Genomic DNA, 14517 nt, shown 5'->3' with positions numbered 1-14517 from the left:
CATGCAGTTGTGGGCAATGATCGTTAAAGAGTTGCGGCTGGTCGGGCGGGATATCCACGGCCTGGCACTGCTGTTTGTTATGCCGGTGGTCTTCATATTGATTATGTCGCTGGCGATGAAAGCCGATTTCGACCGCCGCTCTGGTGTGCAGCTGGATGTCCTTGTGCTCGATCAGGCCGATAGCCCAGCCAGCCACGCTCTGTTACAAAGCTTGCGTGAGAACAGCACCTTTCGCCTGCTGACAAGCGCCGATGCGGCCGCCGCAGAGGCGCAGGTGGCTACCGATTCAGTCCATTTTCTGCTGGTGCTGGCAAGCAGCCAGGGAGATGACCAAGTGCAACTGATGGCCCGCGTGCTGATCGCGCCGGGCAACAGCCCCGAGTTCAACCAGCTATTTTTGGCCAGCGTGCGGGCCGCCGCCGGAAACAGCCATCTGCAGGCGCTACAAGCCCAGTTGCAGACGCAGTTGCCGGAGCTGGCCGAATCGGATCTGTTTACTGAGATCACCGACGCCGACTGGTTAACCGTGCGCTATGCCGGCGGCGAGGCGAGAGAGGCCGAGCAGGCGCCGACTTCGGTACAGCAGAATGTGCCGGCCTGGCTGGTCTTCTCCATGTTTTTTGTAGTGGTGCCGCTGGCCAATACGCTCATCAACGAGCGCCAGTTGGGCACCCTGCGCCGCCTGCGGACCATTGCCGTGCCCACCTGGATGTTGGTGGCCGGCAAATTGATTCCCTACTTTGTCATCAACCAATTGCAGGTGGTGGCAATGCTGTTGGTGGGTATCCATCTGGTGCCACAGTTGGGCGGGGACCAACTCACCCTGGGCGAGCAGCCGCTGGCGCTTATCCCGGTGGCGGCGGCGCTGAGTATCGCCGCGCTCGGTTTTGGCTTGTTGATCGCCGTGGTGGCCAAAACCACCGAGCAGGCCACCACTCTGGGTGGGGCCGGTAATATTATTCTGGCGGCACTTGGCGGCATTATGGTGCCCGCCTTTGTGATGCCCCAGTTTATGCAGGCCATCACCGTGGTCTCGCCCATGTCCTGGGGGTTACAGGGTTTTCTGGATGTACTGTTGCGCGGTGGCGGCTGGGCTGAGGTGGCGCTTGAGAGCGGCTCCCTGCTGGGTTTGGGGGTGCTTATGATTGGTGCCGCTATTTTGCTACTCTATCGGCGCAGCGATTGACCAAAAGGAGTCAGCATGGAGAGTACTTCGCCTTCCCCGGACGCGCTAAAACGGGAGCTGAAAGCGATGATCATTGAAGAGTGCGATAAGGATATCGAGATCGACGACATCAGCGACGATGAGCGACTCATCGGCGGCCCACTGGAGCTCGACTCACTGGATGCCCTGCAGATCAGCATGGCGGTAAAAAGCCGCTATGGCGTGCGCATTGAAGGCGGCCCCGAGGCGCGCCGGGCGCTGCAGTCGGTGCAGTCACTGGCTGACACCATCCTGGCGGCCCAGGGCTAGCCTGGCGGCGTGGATGGCAATGACACTTTTTCCCCAAGGTTTCTCTCAACGGCAGGCGAACAACGCCGGTGCCGTAAAGTTTCTCGGCGCCGGGGCCTGCTCCGCGCTGGGCGCGGATGTGGCCAATTGCCTGGCGCAACTGCGTTCACCGCCGGCGGCAGCCACCGCTATTCCGGTAACCCTGGCCGGCGAAACTCTGGCTATCCCCTATAAGCCACTGGTCACGCCCGGCAAAGCCGAGGCAACAGCACACACCGCGCCGCCAGAGCGGATCTTCACACTGTGCCAGCAGGTGGCCAATCAGGCCATCGCCGAGGCCGGCTTAACCGCCGAGCAGCGGTGCCGAATGGGGCTCTTTCTGGGCTCCTCCTCCTTCGATATTGCCATCAGCGAAGCCCAATACCGCACCGAGCTCGCCGCCGGCCAAGCTGCGGTTGCCATGCGTGAGCCAAGTTTTGGCCGGTTGGCGGATCAGTTGCGCCAGCAGATGGGGCTCACCGGCCCGGATTTCAGCTTTAACACCGCCTGTACCGCCAGTGCCAACGCCCTGATTGCCGCCATCGCGCAGGTGCAGGCGGGTCTATTGGAACACGCCTTGGTGATGGGAGTGGAGCTCTACAACGACATTACCGCCTTGGGTTTCCATGGCTTGGGGCTGTTGACGCAGTCGGTAATGCGGCCGTTCGACCCGGCCCGAGATGGCCTGGTGCTGGGTGAGGGGGTAGCGGCGCTAGTGGTGGGGCGCAGTAAGCGCCCGGGCGGTTTTTATCTGCGCGGCAGCGCCAGCTTGTGCGACACCTATGGAATCTCCTCGGCCGCTCCCGATGGCTCTACCATTGCCCTGGTGATGCAGCAGGCGCTTGCCGATGCCGGGCTCTCTGCCAGGCAGATCAGCGCCATTAAAGCACACGGTACGGCCAGCCTCTCCAACGACGAAGCCGAGGCTGCCGGCATGCACCAGCTGTTTGCGCAGTTGCCGCCGGTGGCCGCCATCAAACCCCATCTGGGGCATACCCTGGGAGCCTGTGGCCTGCTGGAGCTGGTGCTTTTTTACCGGGCGTTGGAGGCTGGTTTCCTGATTGCCACGCCGGCTATCAGCGAGCAGCCCGGCGATTTGAATATCACCCTCAACCAAGTGAACCAAGCCATGGCGGCCGGCCACTTTATGCTCAACTTTTTCGGTTTTGGCGGTAATAACTGCAGCCTGGTGATCAGCAACGATGGCGGGGTGGCTGCGTGAGTCTGGCGATTGTGGCCCAGGGCCACTACGCTGCGTCTATTGGCGAGCAGCTGCCGGAGCTGAAAGCGCTGGTGAAAGAGAGTGTCGGCAGCCATGTGCGGCGCATCGACCGCTTTATTCAATTGGCACTGATTGGCGCCGGTCGTACCGCACAGGCGGGGCTGGAGGCCGGGGGTGTCTACTTTGCCTCGGGCAATGGCGATGTCGAGATTACCGCAGAGCTGTTGCATTCGATCTATCAGCGGGGGGAGCCACCCAAACCACTCAGTTTCGTCAATTCCGTGAGCAACGCCGCCGGCTTTTACATTGGCCAGACCTTGCAGTTGCACGGCCCCAGCCAGTTTGTCACCAGCCGCTATTTCGCCCTTGAAAGCGCCCTGCAGGTGGCGGCGCTGGCCCTGGTGCAGGGGCGGGTGGCCAGTGCTCTGGTGGGGGCGGTGGATGGCGTGCTGTTGCCCATGAGTGATCACCGCGCACGCTTGTCACTGGCGCCGGAGACCCCGGTGGCGGAGGCCAGCTTCTGGTTACAACTGTGTGCCGACCCAGGTGGTCGGCCGGTGTTGGCGACGCTGGATCGCATCTGGAATTTTGCCAATGTTGAAGAGCTGCAGCGGGAGCTGCCAGCCGGAGCGTTGCGCGCCGATGCCAACCTGATGTTCAACCAGTTTATGCCCGAGGCCATACGGCCGGTCTGTACCCGCCACCTGCAAAAGGAGCCACTGGCTTTTGAGTCGGCTTATGGCTTTTACTGCTGTCAAACAGGGGAGTTGCTGGCGCAGTTTATTGAGGGCGAGGCGGAAGCTTTGGCGTTGGTGAGCGGCGACCCGAGTGGCCGGCTGCAACTGTTCGAGTTCAGTAAACCGGCCAGGTAAACCTTAAAACTGTTTCAGCAGCCGCCAGGCCTGGGCCTCCTGGTCGGCGCAACCGTTCAGGGTGGCCTGCAGCAGTTTGCTATCCATTGGGCTGCGGCCCTTGCACATCTTACTGCTCAGCAACGCGAACTTGCGCCAGTCGTCGCCGGCTTCGGTCATGATGGCGGCGGCCTCTTTCAGCCGGTCGTTGGCCAGTGCCTGGCCCACCTCACGCAGAAACGCAGCATAGATAAACCGGAAGCCGGCACCGCCGGTGCCTATCTCCTCCTGCATGCGCACTATGTGGCTCAGGTAGAGCGGCAGGTAGCGTTCACTTTTTTTACTGTCGCCACTTAACTGCACAATTTTTTTACCCAGGTAGCGAATCCCTTTCACGCCAATCATGGGCAGTGGCGCGTTCATCATAATGCGGTAATTTTTACGAATGGCCGCCCGTGCGGTGGTGGCCAAATCGAACTGCTGGGGTACCTGAGTGGGGTAGTAGAGCATCCCCTTGGCGGCCAGTGCCCCCTTGGCAAAGCGCGCTTTTTGCAGCGCTTGCCGGTCGCAGCGCACCCCCTCCTCAAACACCGGGTCGCTGATCAGGTAATCGTCGCCGTCGCGACCATAAACCAGCAAATTATGCGCGTTGAAATGAAAGCGCATGGTCTCGGGAAAATAGGGCAGCCAAAAAACGGAGGTTTGCAGGCCGACCAGGCGTCCCTGGTCCAGTTGTTTATCCAGCTCCGCCATGCCCTTGGCCGGGTCGCTAAAGGTTTGGAAATGGAGCTTAACACCCAGGCGCTGCTGTAAACCTTTAAGAATGGCTCGCGGTGGCATGCGGTAGGCGATCAATGGCATGCCGGAGAGTTTGACGATGGGCAGGTAGGCAAAGCTTAAACCGGCGGCCAGGCCAAACGCCATGGGTTCGGACAGTGGCAAGCCGTTGTGGCTGAGTAGTGCTGAGGCGACACCGGTTTCGCAGTGGGCGGCCTGGCGGTGCTGGAAACTGTGGTTAACGAGTGCTTGATTCATGCAGGGGCTGCTCGGGCAGGGTTTGCAGCTCGGCAATGGTTAAGCCCAAGGCTTCCTCATAGCGAGCCAATAGCTTTCTGCCCAGTTTTTGAAATCGTTGCGGGTTAAAGTGGCGGCGGATGCGCCACTGCCAAACGCCACTGGTTTGCGCCAGCAGCGCCACATCCATGCGCCGGTAATACATGTAGTACTCCAGCGGCGAGGTGGTGCCCTGTTGCGCGCGGGCCCAGGCGGCGTCGCACTGCTCGGCAATTAAATCCAATGCGCTTTGGGTGGCTTCGCTCTCTACCTCCCAGCCCGCCGAGGGGACGCCGACAACATCGCCATTGGCATCCACGGCATAGAGCAGTTTGCGCTCGCCACCGTAGGTGCTGGTGGCACCGTCCTGGGGTACATCTTCCCGTTTCATAATTAATGGTTACACCACGGTTAGATATAAAAAGGCGGTGGAGAAGCGCCCGCTTTCGGGGATGTAACAGAGAATATTCTGCCCCGGTTGCAGGAGCCCGCTGTTGAGCAGATCGGCCAGCATGATGTACATGGAGGCGGCACCGGTATTGCCTTTGTGGGTTAAATTGGTAAACCAGCGCTCTTGGGGAATGTTCAGGTCGATGGCCTGCAGGCCGGCGAGTACCTTGTCGCGGAAAAAACCGGAAGAGTAGTGGGGCACAAACCAGTCGACATCCTCGGCAGAGAGCGCGTGTTTCTGTTGCAGCGCCTGCAGGGGTTTTTCCACGGTGTAGTGAATGATGTGCTCGTTCAGTAATTTAACATCCTGTTTTACCGCCATAATGGAGTTTTCTGTGCGCGCCTCGGGGCTAAAACTCTGCCAGCCGTTGAGCCGTCCGTCGGCGTTTTTTTCGGCGCCGGCGTACATGCAGGCCTCCATCTCGCCGGCATAGGACAAAATATCCAGCCAGTTTATTTTGAGCGATAAACCTTCACTGCGGGGCTTGCTCTCCACCAGCATAGCGCCGGCGCCATCGGACAGCATCCAACGCAAAAAATCCTTTTCAAAGGCGATCTCGGGGTTGCTCTCCAGCGCCGCGGCCCGGGCTTCGTATTCGCCGTTGAAATTACCGGCGTTCATCATGCGCGAGGAGAGGTCCGAACCGGTGGCCACCGCGTGCTTAAACTGTTTGGCGAGGACACCCATATAGGCGTATTTCAGGGCGGCCATACCGCTGGCGCAAACACCGCTGGTGGCGGCAATCTCCATGGCTGGCAGCGCCAATTCGCCGTGCACCATGGCCGCGTGGCTGGGCATCAGTTGATCGGCAATAGAGGTGCCGCAGGCCAGGCAATCGATCTCTGCCAAATTGAAATGGCTGTCGGCCAGCTGGCGTACAGCAATGGCGGTCATCTCTGCGTTGGTGTAGTTGGGCTCAAGTGTTTCCGGGTCGATGGCGTAGTGGCGCTGGCGAATCTGGTTGGAGCGCAACACCATGCGCCGCGCACGGGAGGGGCGCTCGCCCACTTGGCCAAGGATTCGCTCCATGTCGTCGTTAGCCACCGGCGGGTTGGGTAAAAACGCGCTGATATTCGTGATATAGGCTGCATCACCACTCATAACTGCTTTCCATCAAAAACATACTCAATGATTTGCCTCGCCCGAGGGGGCGGCAAAATAGGCTCGCTGTTGGTTGATCTTGGTTTGGATCAAGGGGGTTAGCGCTCGAATAATCAAGGCGGTTATGGGGACGACGGTGAGGATCAGGGTAATGAGAAAAATAATGTAGAACACTAACACCGCCCGGCGTAGGGGCTGGCCGGGTTTGCCCAAAAATCGAAGTAGGCTACCCCATAGTCGAAAACTGCGCAGGGCCACCCGCTCGGAGGGGATCAAGCGCGGGTTGACCGACACCGCACCGCAACCGCCGAGCATAGGGCGGGTGTCGTCGTCGGCGCGGCTGGGCAGCTGCTCGGCAATCGCCTGGCCGAAGCGCGCCGCCGCCTGGATATCCTCGTCGCTGACCCCGGCTTTGGGAATCAGGCCATTAAAGTAGGGCCCTTTGTTACCGGTTAACACCCACATGGGGGTGGAGAAAAAGGTGAGCGCGCTATGGGCTGGGTCGGTCAACACGATGTTGTCGATCAACCGGGCGCCGAGCTTTTGCAGATGCGCTTTCATCTTCTCCTGGGCCATCAGCCACATGTTGCGACAGGCGATAACGGTAATAACCGGTTTGTTGTGCAGCAGTTGGGCGGCGGCCGGTGATTGTAAAAATGCAGTCACCGGTTGCGACGGTGATAAAAACCAGACCTGATAAGCGAGGATAATCAGGTCGAAGGATTGCTCAACCAGAGCCGGTTCGATCGGTTCAATCGCGTGGGGCTCGTCGTAGACGGTCTCTGGGAAGGTATCGAAAAACGTTAAAAACGGCCACGGAAATGGGTAGGAGTGCACCGGTTTGATATTGGCGAAGGTCAACTCAAATTGGGGGTTGGCCGACAGTGGCGCCGTGATCGATTGCAGGACGTCACTGAGTTGCCCGGATTGGGTGTAATGCAACACCAAAATTTTTTTTGGAGTTTGTTCAGACACTAGCGGAGTCCACTTCCTTGGCTATCGATATAGGTAACCAGGAATGTTACACAATCCACAGTAGCCACTCCAGAGCTTAAAAATGGTCATAATTTATTCAATGATTTCCAGGTGGCCCTCGGCCAGCAAGCTGTCGTCGGCCGCCATCAAACATTTAAAACGGATCCCACCATTTTTAATGGCCGCAAAATTTACTGTGAAGCTTTCTCCGGCCTGCAGCTGACGAGTGAATTTTAATTTGCGGACACCGCTGGTAGCGATGTCTGGGTGAACCTGCAGCAGACGTGCACAAACTTTGGCCAGAATCACCACGCCCGGTACCACCGGTTGCCCGGGGAAGTGGCCGGGAAGAGCGGGGTGGTCGGCATTGATAACTAGGGGTTCGTGCATAGTTGTACTGTTTGATGGTTGTATTGTTTGTGGGTGTACTATTTGGTAGTGGTGTTGTTCGATTGTTGTACTGGTCGATTGTTGTACTGGTCGATTGTTGTTCAGGTTGACGGTGCTGGTCGACAGTGCTGTCAGGCTGGCGGAAAACGTCTGGTGTGAATTCCGCCTGCGCGCTGTCGATACCGGCGACGGCAGGCTTGACTACAGCGGCGGATGGGATCTCTGCCGCCGGCCGATTATAGAGTGCCAACGGCAGTTAACTCCATTAGAATTGCCCGACATGTCGCAATAACTACTTGATTCCGTGCCAATAATTGATCACCAATCGCTCACCCGGCTGCTGCCCCACGCCGGCCAAATGTGTCTGCTGGAGCAGGTTGAGCAGTGGGACGAACAGGGCATCACCTGCAGCGCGTTATCGCACACCGATGCACACAACCCGCTGCGTGAAGGTGAACAGCTACCGATTACTGCGGGCATTGAGTACGCGGCGCAGGCGATGGCGATTCACGGTAGCCTTAATCGCCCGGCCGACAACGGTGCCCCCCGTGTTGGCTACCTGGCGGTGTTGTCGCGGGTGAGTTGGCAGGTGCCGCGCCTCGATACCCTAACCGGCCCATTGACCGTTCGCGCCGAGCAGCAGATGGCGACCGCGGATGGCTCCAACTATGAGTTCTTTATCAGCCATCAGGGGCAGACTATTTTATCCGGGCTGGCGGTTGTGGCTCTGGCGAACAACTGAGATTGCACCATGACGCAAAGAGCCCTATTGTCTGGCAATGCAGCGAGTTTGATCCAGTGCAACCCTGTGCAATTGATTTGTAAAAGGGCTTCCACTAGCATCGCCGGCAGAAGTCATTTAGAACATAACGGACAGTCTGCGGTTTAAGCATGCACGGATTGGATTTTACCCTGCTCAATTGGGTCGCCTGGGCTCCTGGCCTGGAGACCAACGCGGACTGGTCCGAGTGGGCCGCTGGGCACAAACCCCTCGTCGACGATCGCTCCTCGCCTAAGCTCGAATTTGTGCAGCCCATGTTGCGCCGGCGCTTCAGCCGCCTGACGCGCATGGCCCTGCAGGTCTGCTTCAGTTGCGCCGCTGGCGACCACACTCTGCGTACCGTTTTCTGTTCCCGCCACGGTGAGATCCACCGTACCAAAACCCTGCTCGATGAGTTGACCCGAGGTGAGGCGATTTCGCCCATGGGCTTCAGTCTTTCGGTCCACAACACCGCCTCCGGGCTCTACTCCATCGCCAGCGAAAACAAGGCGCCCTCCAGCGCCATCGCCAGTGGTGTTGACACCTTGGCGATGGCTGTTATCGAGGCCTTGGGCGCGCTGCAGCGCCAGCCCGAGGCACCGGTGCTGGTGGTGCTGGCCGATGAACCACTGCCGGAATTCTACGCCCCCTATGACACCGAGCAGGCCGCCCCTTTTGGCCTGGCGCTGATGTTGGGCCGTGCCCAAGCCAGTCCTGGTGCGGGTATTGCTCTGAAGTTATCGCCGGCAGAAAACCCAGCCGCGACCGGTGAGCCACACGGTTTGGCACTGATTCGCTGGTTGTGTGGCGATGCGCCCAGCTGTGCCCTCGTCGGTGAGCGTCACGGCTGGCGCTGGAGCCGAGCCGGTGAGTGAAGCGCGTCCCCCTATTGGGCTCAACTACCTGTGGCGGCTCTTTGCCACGGGATTCTGTTTCTCAGTATTTGGTTTGGGTGGCCTGTTTTTAACCCTCTTCGCCCTGCCGGTTGCCCGGTTTATGCCGGGCAGCGAAAAACAGAAAGTCGACCGGGTGCGCCAGGTGGTGAGTGGTACCTTCCGCTTCTTTATCTGGCTGATGGCGGCGGTGCGCTGCATCCACGTCGAGGTGGAGGGGCGCGAGCGGCTCAGAGCCAGCCAGGGTGAGCTGGTGATCGCCAACCACCCGTCACTGATCGATATCGTGATCCTGATCGCCTACATTCCCAATGCCTGCTGTGTGGTCAAGCAGGCGGTCTGGCGCAATCCGTTTCTGGGTGGGGTGGTGCGCTGGTGTGGTTATATCAGCAATTCGGACCCTCAGGCTCTGCTGGCGCAGTGTAAGCAGACCTTCGAAAATGGCCTTTCGATCATTGTATTTCCAGAGGGTACTCGCACCCGGGACGCCAAATCGCTAAAATTCCAGCGCGGCGCGGCCAACATAGCGGTTCGGTGTGGGGTGGATATACTGCCGGTGACTATAATTCCGGATCCGCCAACACTGCGAAAAGGGGAGCCCTGGTACCATATTCCGCCTCATCGTTCTATCTTTAAGGTGAGAACGCGGCCGAGCATGGCGCTCTGCGAGTTGGTCGATCAGCAGTCGGAGCCTGCGCTGGCGACCAGAGAGCTGAATCGTTATCTACTAAATTACTACCAAGAGTTAATGAGCAATGCATGAACTGGAAATGGAGTTAAAGGAGCTGATCATCGACTGTCTCGATCTCGAAGATATCACGCCGGAGGATATCGTCAGCGACGAACCTCTGTTTGTCGATGGCTTGGGGCTGGACTCTATCGATGCATTGGAGCTTGGGCTCAACATTCAGAAAAAATACAATGTGAAGTTGGATGCAAATTCCGAAGACACCAAAAAGCATTTTGCATCGGTTAAGAGTTTAGTGGCCTTTATCCAAGCCAATACACCTTAAGTGGGTTTCCTGTAAATCGAGCTCAGCGATTAGAGTAAAAAATGGAAAAAACAGAAATATATAAAAACCTGGTTGCGATATTGGATGAAGCCTTCGAGATTGAACCGGAATCGATTCAGATGGAATCCAATCTCTATGAAGACCTGGAACTGGATTCAATTGATGCCATTGACCTGGTGGTAAAGATCCAGGATGCAACCGGCAAGAAGGTGAAGCCGGAAGATTTTAAGTCGGCGCGTACCGTCGCCGACGTGGTGGATATAGTAGCCAAACTGGCAGCCGACTGAGGGCGGCGTGCGAGTTACCTTTCCCGTAGTCCTGTCACTGCTTGCGATTGCCTATCCCCTGACCGTCTATTTCGGTTTGCAGTATATGGAGCCCCGCGCCATCGGCCTGCTGCTGGCGGTGCTGTTTGGCCTGCGGCTTTGGCTGTCGCGCGGCTGGCTGAAGGGCAAGGTGGCGCCCATGCTGCCGGTCCTGGCGTTGGCTCTGCTCTGTGCCCTTGGTGCCATGCTGCTCAACAGCCATGAATCCCTGCGCCTGACTCCGGTATTTATCAACTTCGCCAGTCTGGTCGGTTTTGCGGCAACCCTCTGGAGCCGGCAATCGATGATCGAGCGTTTCGCCCGCCTCACCGAACCCAACCTTACCCCCAAAGCCGTTCGCTACACGCGCAAAGTCACCATCGTCTGGATTCTCTTCTTCCTCGGTAACGGCTCCTTTGCACTCTACACCGCCTACTGCACCAGTCTGGCCTTCTGGACGCTCTACAACGGCCTGATTGCCTATGGCCTGATGGGCATGATGTTCGCCGGGGAGCTGTTGGTGCGCCGCTGGGTGAGGAGGGGGGATGAGTAGCCTGCCTCTCTCTCAATTAATGGTGGTCGGGCGAGCAACGGACACCCTGATTGCGCTCGACAACCACCAGCGTTACTACTGGCCGCAGTTTCGGGCCGCTGTGGTGGCACTGGCGCAGCAGTTGAGTGCGCAACCGGGCAAGCGCTGGCTGCTCTACTCCGACAACAGCTACCAGTTTGCCATTGGCCTGTTGGCGCTTCTGCACACAGGCAAAACCGTGTTGCTGCCCAACAATGTGCAGCCCGCCACCCTGACCGAGTGGCGGGCCCGATGCGACGGCATGCTGGGTGTTGATGGCGGTTGGCCGATAGCGACCACCGCCGACAGCGGGGATGGGTGCTTTGCCTTCACGGCGCTGGACGAAAACAACTCTTTTATTGAGGTGGTCACCTCCGGCAGCAGTGGCGAGCCACAGGTGATTCGCAAGGCGCTTAGCTGTTTCCAACGGGAGATCAGCCTGCAAAGTGAGCTTTGGCGGGAAAAGGTGGCCGGCGCCACCATTTTTGCCACCGTCAGCCACCAGCATATCTATGGCCTGCTGTTTCGTATTCTGCTGCCGCTTCACTCTGGTTGCCCCTTCTGGGCCACCAGCCACCCCTACTGGGAGCCGCTGCTGGCCGACATTGGCCGGCAGCCGGGGCCGGCGTTGCTGGTCTCAAGCCCCGCCCACCTGAGCCGCCTGCCGGTGGAGCTGACCGCGGCCGATGCCGGCGGCCAGCTGCGCATGATCACCTCCTCCGGCGGCCCGCTAGCTCTGGCCGCGGCCGAGCAGATAACGCAGCAGTTGGGCATCACCCCGCACGAAATCTTTGGTAGTACCGAAACCGGCGGTGTTGCCTGGCGCCAGCAGACTGAGCCCGACCAACCCTGGCAACCGTTTGCCGATATTACCGTGCAGGCCGATGAGGAGAGCGGGCAGCTCTCCATTCAATCGCCCTACTGCGTGGTGCCCGACGGTTGGTTGATGGGCGATAAGGTGGCCATTGAGTGCGATGGGAGCTTTCGGCTGCTGGGCCGTGCCGACCGCATTGTCAAGGTGGAGGAGAAGCGATTGTCTCTGACCGCCATGGAGGCCCATCTGCAGGCCTGTGACTGGGTGGCCGAGGCCAAGGTGTTGCAGCTGCCGGGGGGGCGCCAGCCGTTGGTGGCAGTGGTGATTCTTAACGAAGTCGGCGGCCAGTTGCTGGCCGAACGCGGCAAGCGGGCGGTTAACGATGCCTTAAAAGCGGTGCTCCTGGCCCACTATGAGCGGGTGTTGCTGCCGCGCAAATGGCGCTATGTGACGGCCTTGCCGGTGAATAGCCAGGGCAAAACCCCGCTTAGCGAATTGGCGCAGCTGTTCGCCGATGAACCGGTGCCCGCCATCGCCTTTCACTGCACAGAGCAGAGTGATAATCGCTGTCTGTTCAATGCCGAACTCACCTCCGATCAGCCCGAGTTCCAAGGCCACTTTCCCGGTTTGCCACTGCTACCCGGGGTGGTGCAGCTCGACAATGCGATACGCCATCAGCCCTGGTACGCGCAGACCCTCTTTTTGCGGGTTAACCAGCTGAAATTCAAAGATCTGACCATTCCCGGCGTCACCCTGACCCTGGAGCTCAACCACAAGAGTGCCGGAAAGGTGGCCTTCCAGTATCGCCAGGGCCACAGAAGCCTCTCCAGCGGTGTTTTGGTGTTTGGAGAATTCGAGTGAGCGCAGCGTTTAGACCCTGCCTGCTGATACCGGTCTACAACCATGGCTCCCTCATTGAGGCGACCTTGTCGCGACTGGCGCCCCTGGCGCTGGATTGCCTGCTGGTCGATGACGGCAGTAATGCCGACACCGCCGCCACTCTCGATCGCCTGGCCGCCGAGTTGCCCTGGGTGACCCTCTTTCGCCAGCAGCCCAATCAGGGCAAGGGGGTGGCGGTACTGCGTGGTATCCGCGAGGCCCGCGCCCTCGGCTACAGCCACGCTTTGCAGGTGGATGCCGACGGCCAGCACGCGGTGGAGGATATCCCGCAGATGCTGGCCATGGCCGAGCAGGAGCCACTGGCGCTGATCAGCGGTGCGCCCATTTACGATGAGTCGGTGCCCAAGTCGCGCCTCTACGGCCGTTACGTCACCCACTTTTGGGTCTGGATTGAGACCCTGTCGTTTTCGGTGATCGACTCTATGTGCGGCTTTCGGGTCTATCCGGTGGCCGCCACCGACGATTTAGCCCAGAGCCGGCCCATCGGCCGGCGCATGGATTTCGACACCGACATCATGGTGCGCCTCTACTGGCGCGGGGTGCCGGTGCGTTTTCTGAAGACCCGGGTGCTCTACCCGGAAGATGGCATCTCCCACTTCGACCTCTGGCAGGATAACCTGCGCATCAGCGGCATGCACACGCGCCTGGTGTTTGGCATGTTGCCGCGCCTGCCGCTGCTGTTGTGGCGCAAGTGGTTTGCCAAGCCGCATAAGCTAAGCGGCGAAGGGGCTCGTCACTGGTCCGAGATCCAGGAGAACCGCGCCTACCTCGGCATGCGCTTCAGTGTGCTCTGCTACCGGCTGTTTGGCCGCCGGGCGCTTTACGGTTTGCTCTACCCCATTATCGGCTACTACTTTCTGGCCAACGCTAAGGCGCGGCGGCACTCGCTGGCTTTTCTCGGCCATGTCTACCGTTTTCAACAGCAACAAGGCCTGCCTGCGTCGTTTGCCAAGGCGCCCGGTTGGCGCGAGAGCTTCAGCCACTTTATGAATTTTGGTCGCGCCATTGTCGATCGCCTTGGCGCCTGGAGCGGTGATATTACCCGCCAATCGGTTAATTTTCCGGAGCGCAGCCAACTGGAGGCCTGCCTGGAATCGGGGCAGGGCGCTATTATCCTCTCTTCACATCTGGGTAATATCGAAATGTGCCGGGGGCTGGTGAGTGGCAACCGGCAAGTGAAGATGAACGTACTGGTCTTCAACGATAACGCCGCCGCCATCAACCGCATCATGAAGCGGTTGAACCCGGAGGTGGAGATGGAGCTGATTCAGATCAGCTCGGTCGACCCGGGCACGGCGATGCTACTGAATGAGAAGCTGAATCGCGGCGAGCTGTTGGTGGTGGCGGCGGACCGCACCTCACCCACCGCCCCGGAGAAGTCGGTGGCGGCCCCCTTTATGGGGCAATCGGCCTACTTCCCTCAGGGGGTGTTTGTGCTGGCGGGGCTCCTGGCGCGGCCGGTCTATCTGATGTTCTGTCTGCGGGAGGCAGCGGCTTACCACATCTACTTTGAGAAGTTCGCCGACAGCCTGCCGGTGCCGCGCAAGCAGCGCCAACAGCTGCTGGGCCAATACGCGACAACCTTTGCCGAGCGCCTGCAGTCCTATGCCCTGCAGGCACCCGAGCAGTGGTACAACTTTTTTGATTTCTGGGCCGAACCGGCCGCCAAAGCAGAGCGGCTGGGTTCGGCGAATATCCCCTCAACGAGACAGTGAACAGGGCGAAC

The 14517-nt window shown here is 59.3% G+C and carries 18 protein-coding genes; 13 read left to right on the top strand and 5 right to left on the bottom strand.

Going from position 1 to position 14517, the window contains the following annotated elements:
• Position 1: 1 nt before the first annotated feature.
• The 4 genes from SBL51_RS10410 to SBL51_RS10395 are packed head-to-tail and all read left to right on the top strand — an operon-like array spanning position 2 to position 3586.
• The gene (locus tag SBL51_RS10410; RefSeq protein WP_317930869.1) at positions 2-1186 is read left to right on the top strand and encodes an ABC transporter permease; all 1185 of its coding nucleotides are present in this window, start codon (positions 2-4) and stop codon (positions 1184-1186) included.
• Positions 1187-1201: 15 nt separating this feature from the next.
• Positions 1202-1474, top strand: a complete 273-nt coding sequence (locus SBL51_RS10405; RefSeq protein WP_317930868.1) for a phosphopantetheine-binding protein — start codon at positions 1202-1204, stop codon at positions 1472-1474.
• A 19-nt stretch (positions 1475-1493) separates the two neighbouring features.
• Entirely contained in the window at positions 1494-2714 is a 1221-nt protein-coding gene (locus SBL51_RS10400) for a beta-ketoacyl synthase N-terminal-like domain-containing protein (RefSeq protein ID WP_317930867.1), read from the top strand.
• The gene (locus tag SBL51_RS10395; RefSeq protein WP_317930866.1) at positions 2711-3586 is read left to right on the top strand and encodes a beta-ketoacyl synthase N-terminal-like domain-containing protein; all 876 of its coding nucleotides are present in this window, start codon (positions 2711-2713) and stop codon (positions 3584-3586) included. Before SBL51_RS10400 ends, SBL51_RS10395 begins: the two co-directional genes overlap by 4 nt.
• 3 nt (positions 3587-3589) lie before the next feature.
• Here SBL51_RS10395 and SBL51_RS10390 read toward each other — a convergent pair whose 3' ends face one another.
• From SBL51_RS10390 to SBL51_RS10370, 5 genes are all read right to left on the bottom strand, one after another.
• Complete coding sequence (locus SBL51_RS10390) at positions 3590-4600, bottom strand: BtrH N-terminal domain-containing protein (protein ID WP_317930865.1); 1011 nt, start codon at positions 4598-4600, stop codon at positions 3590-3592.
• Positions 4581-5009, bottom strand: coding sequence for a hypothetical protein (locus tag SBL51_RS10385; protein ID WP_317930864.1), 429 nt, complete (start codon positions 5007-5009; stop codon positions 4581-4583). The genes SBL51_RS10390 and SBL51_RS10385 overlap by 20 nt, the downstream gene beginning before the upstream one ends.
• Before the next feature lie 9 nt (positions 5010-5018).
• Complete coding sequence (locus SBL51_RS10380) at positions 5019-6170, bottom strand: beta-ketoacyl-ACP synthase III (protein ID WP_317930863.1); 1152 nt, start codon at positions 6168-6170, stop codon at positions 5019-5021.
• Positions 6171-6194: 24 nt separating this feature from the next.
• The gene (locus SBL51_RS10375; RefSeq protein WP_317930862.1) at positions 6195-7145 is read right to left on the bottom strand and encodes a dialkylrecorsinol condensing enzyme; all 951 of its coding nucleotides are present in this window, start codon (positions 7143-7145) and stop codon (positions 6195-6197) included.
• Positions 7146-7238: 93 nt separating this feature from the next.
• The gene (locus tag SBL51_RS10370; protein ID WP_317930861.1) at positions 7239-7535 is read right to left on the bottom strand and encodes a hypothetical protein; all 297 of its coding nucleotides are present in this window, start codon (positions 7533-7535) and stop codon (positions 7239-7241) included.
• A 97-nt stretch (positions 7536-7632) separates the two neighbouring features.
• On the opposite strand from SBL51_RS10370, the gene SBL51_RS10365 reads away from it, so the two are divergent.
• The 9 genes from SBL51_RS10365 to SBL51_RS10325 all read left to right on the top strand — a co-directional run bounded on the left by SBL51_RS10365 (position 7633) and on the right by SBL51_RS10325 (position 14506).
• On the top strand, positions 7633-7827 hold the full coding sequence (locus tag SBL51_RS10365; protein ID WP_317930860.1) for a hypothetical protein: 195 nt from the start codon (positions 7633-7635) through the stop codon (positions 7825-7827).
• 12 nt (positions 7828-7839) lie between these two features.
• Positions 7840-8277 carry a hypothetical protein gene (locus SBL51_RS10360; protein ID WP_317930859.1) on the top strand — a complete coding sequence of 146 codons (438 nt, stop codon included), beginning with the start codon at positions 7840-7842 and terminating at the stop codon, positions 8275-8277.
• Positions 8278-8426: 149 nt separating this feature from the next.
• Entirely contained in the window at positions 8427-9170 is a 744-nt protein-coding gene (locus SBL51_RS10355) for a beta-ketoacyl synthase chain length factor (RefSeq protein WP_317930858.1), read from the top strand.
• Positions 9163-9951: a lysophospholipid acyltransferase family protein gene (locus SBL51_RS10350; RefSeq protein WP_317930857.1), complete on the top strand. Its 789-nt coding sequence runs from the start codon at positions 9163-9165 to the stop codon at positions 9949-9951. Before SBL51_RS10355 ends, SBL51_RS10350 begins: the two co-directional genes overlap by 8 nt.
• Positions 9944-10201, top strand: coding sequence for a phosphopantetheine-binding protein (locus SBL51_RS10345; RefSeq protein WP_317930856.1), 258 nt, complete (start codon positions 9944-9946; stop codon positions 10199-10201). Before SBL51_RS10350 ends, SBL51_RS10345 begins: the two co-directional genes overlap by 8 nt.
• Positions 10202-10242: 41 nt before the next feature.
• Positions 10243-10488, top strand: coding sequence for an acyl carrier protein (locus SBL51_RS10340; protein ID WP_317930855.1), 246 nt, complete (start codon positions 10243-10245; stop codon positions 10486-10488).
• A 7-nt stretch (positions 10489-10495) separates the two neighbouring features.
• Positions 10496-11059 carry a hypothetical protein gene (locus SBL51_RS10335; RefSeq protein ID WP_317930854.1) on the top strand — a complete coding sequence of 188 codons (564 nt, stop codon included), beginning with the start codon at positions 10496-10498 and terminating at the stop codon, positions 11057-11059.
• Positions 11052-12752: an AMP-binding protein gene (locus SBL51_RS10330; protein ID WP_317930853.1), complete on the top strand. Its 1701-nt coding sequence runs from the start codon at positions 11052-11054 to the stop codon at positions 12750-12752. Before SBL51_RS10335 ends, SBL51_RS10330 begins: the two co-directional genes overlap by 8 nt.
• Positions 12749-14506 (top strand): glycosyltransferase family 2 protein, encoded by a 1758-nt coding sequence (locus SBL51_RS10325; RefSeq protein ID WP_317930852.1) that lies wholly within the window; start codon positions 12749-12751, stop codon positions 14504-14506. Before SBL51_RS10330 ends, SBL51_RS10325 begins: the two co-directional genes overlap by 4 nt.
• Positions 14507-14517: the final 11 nt, after the last annotated feature.

The organism is Halioxenophilus sp. WMMB6, assembly GCF_033283405.1.
Classification (GTDB): domain Bacteria; phylum Pseudomonadota; class Gammaproteobacteria; order Pseudomonadales; family Cellvibrionaceae; genus Halioxenophilus.
The sequence above is the reverse complement of the archived record's forward strand: the minus strand, read 5'-3'. Positions and strand labels throughout refer to the sequence as shown.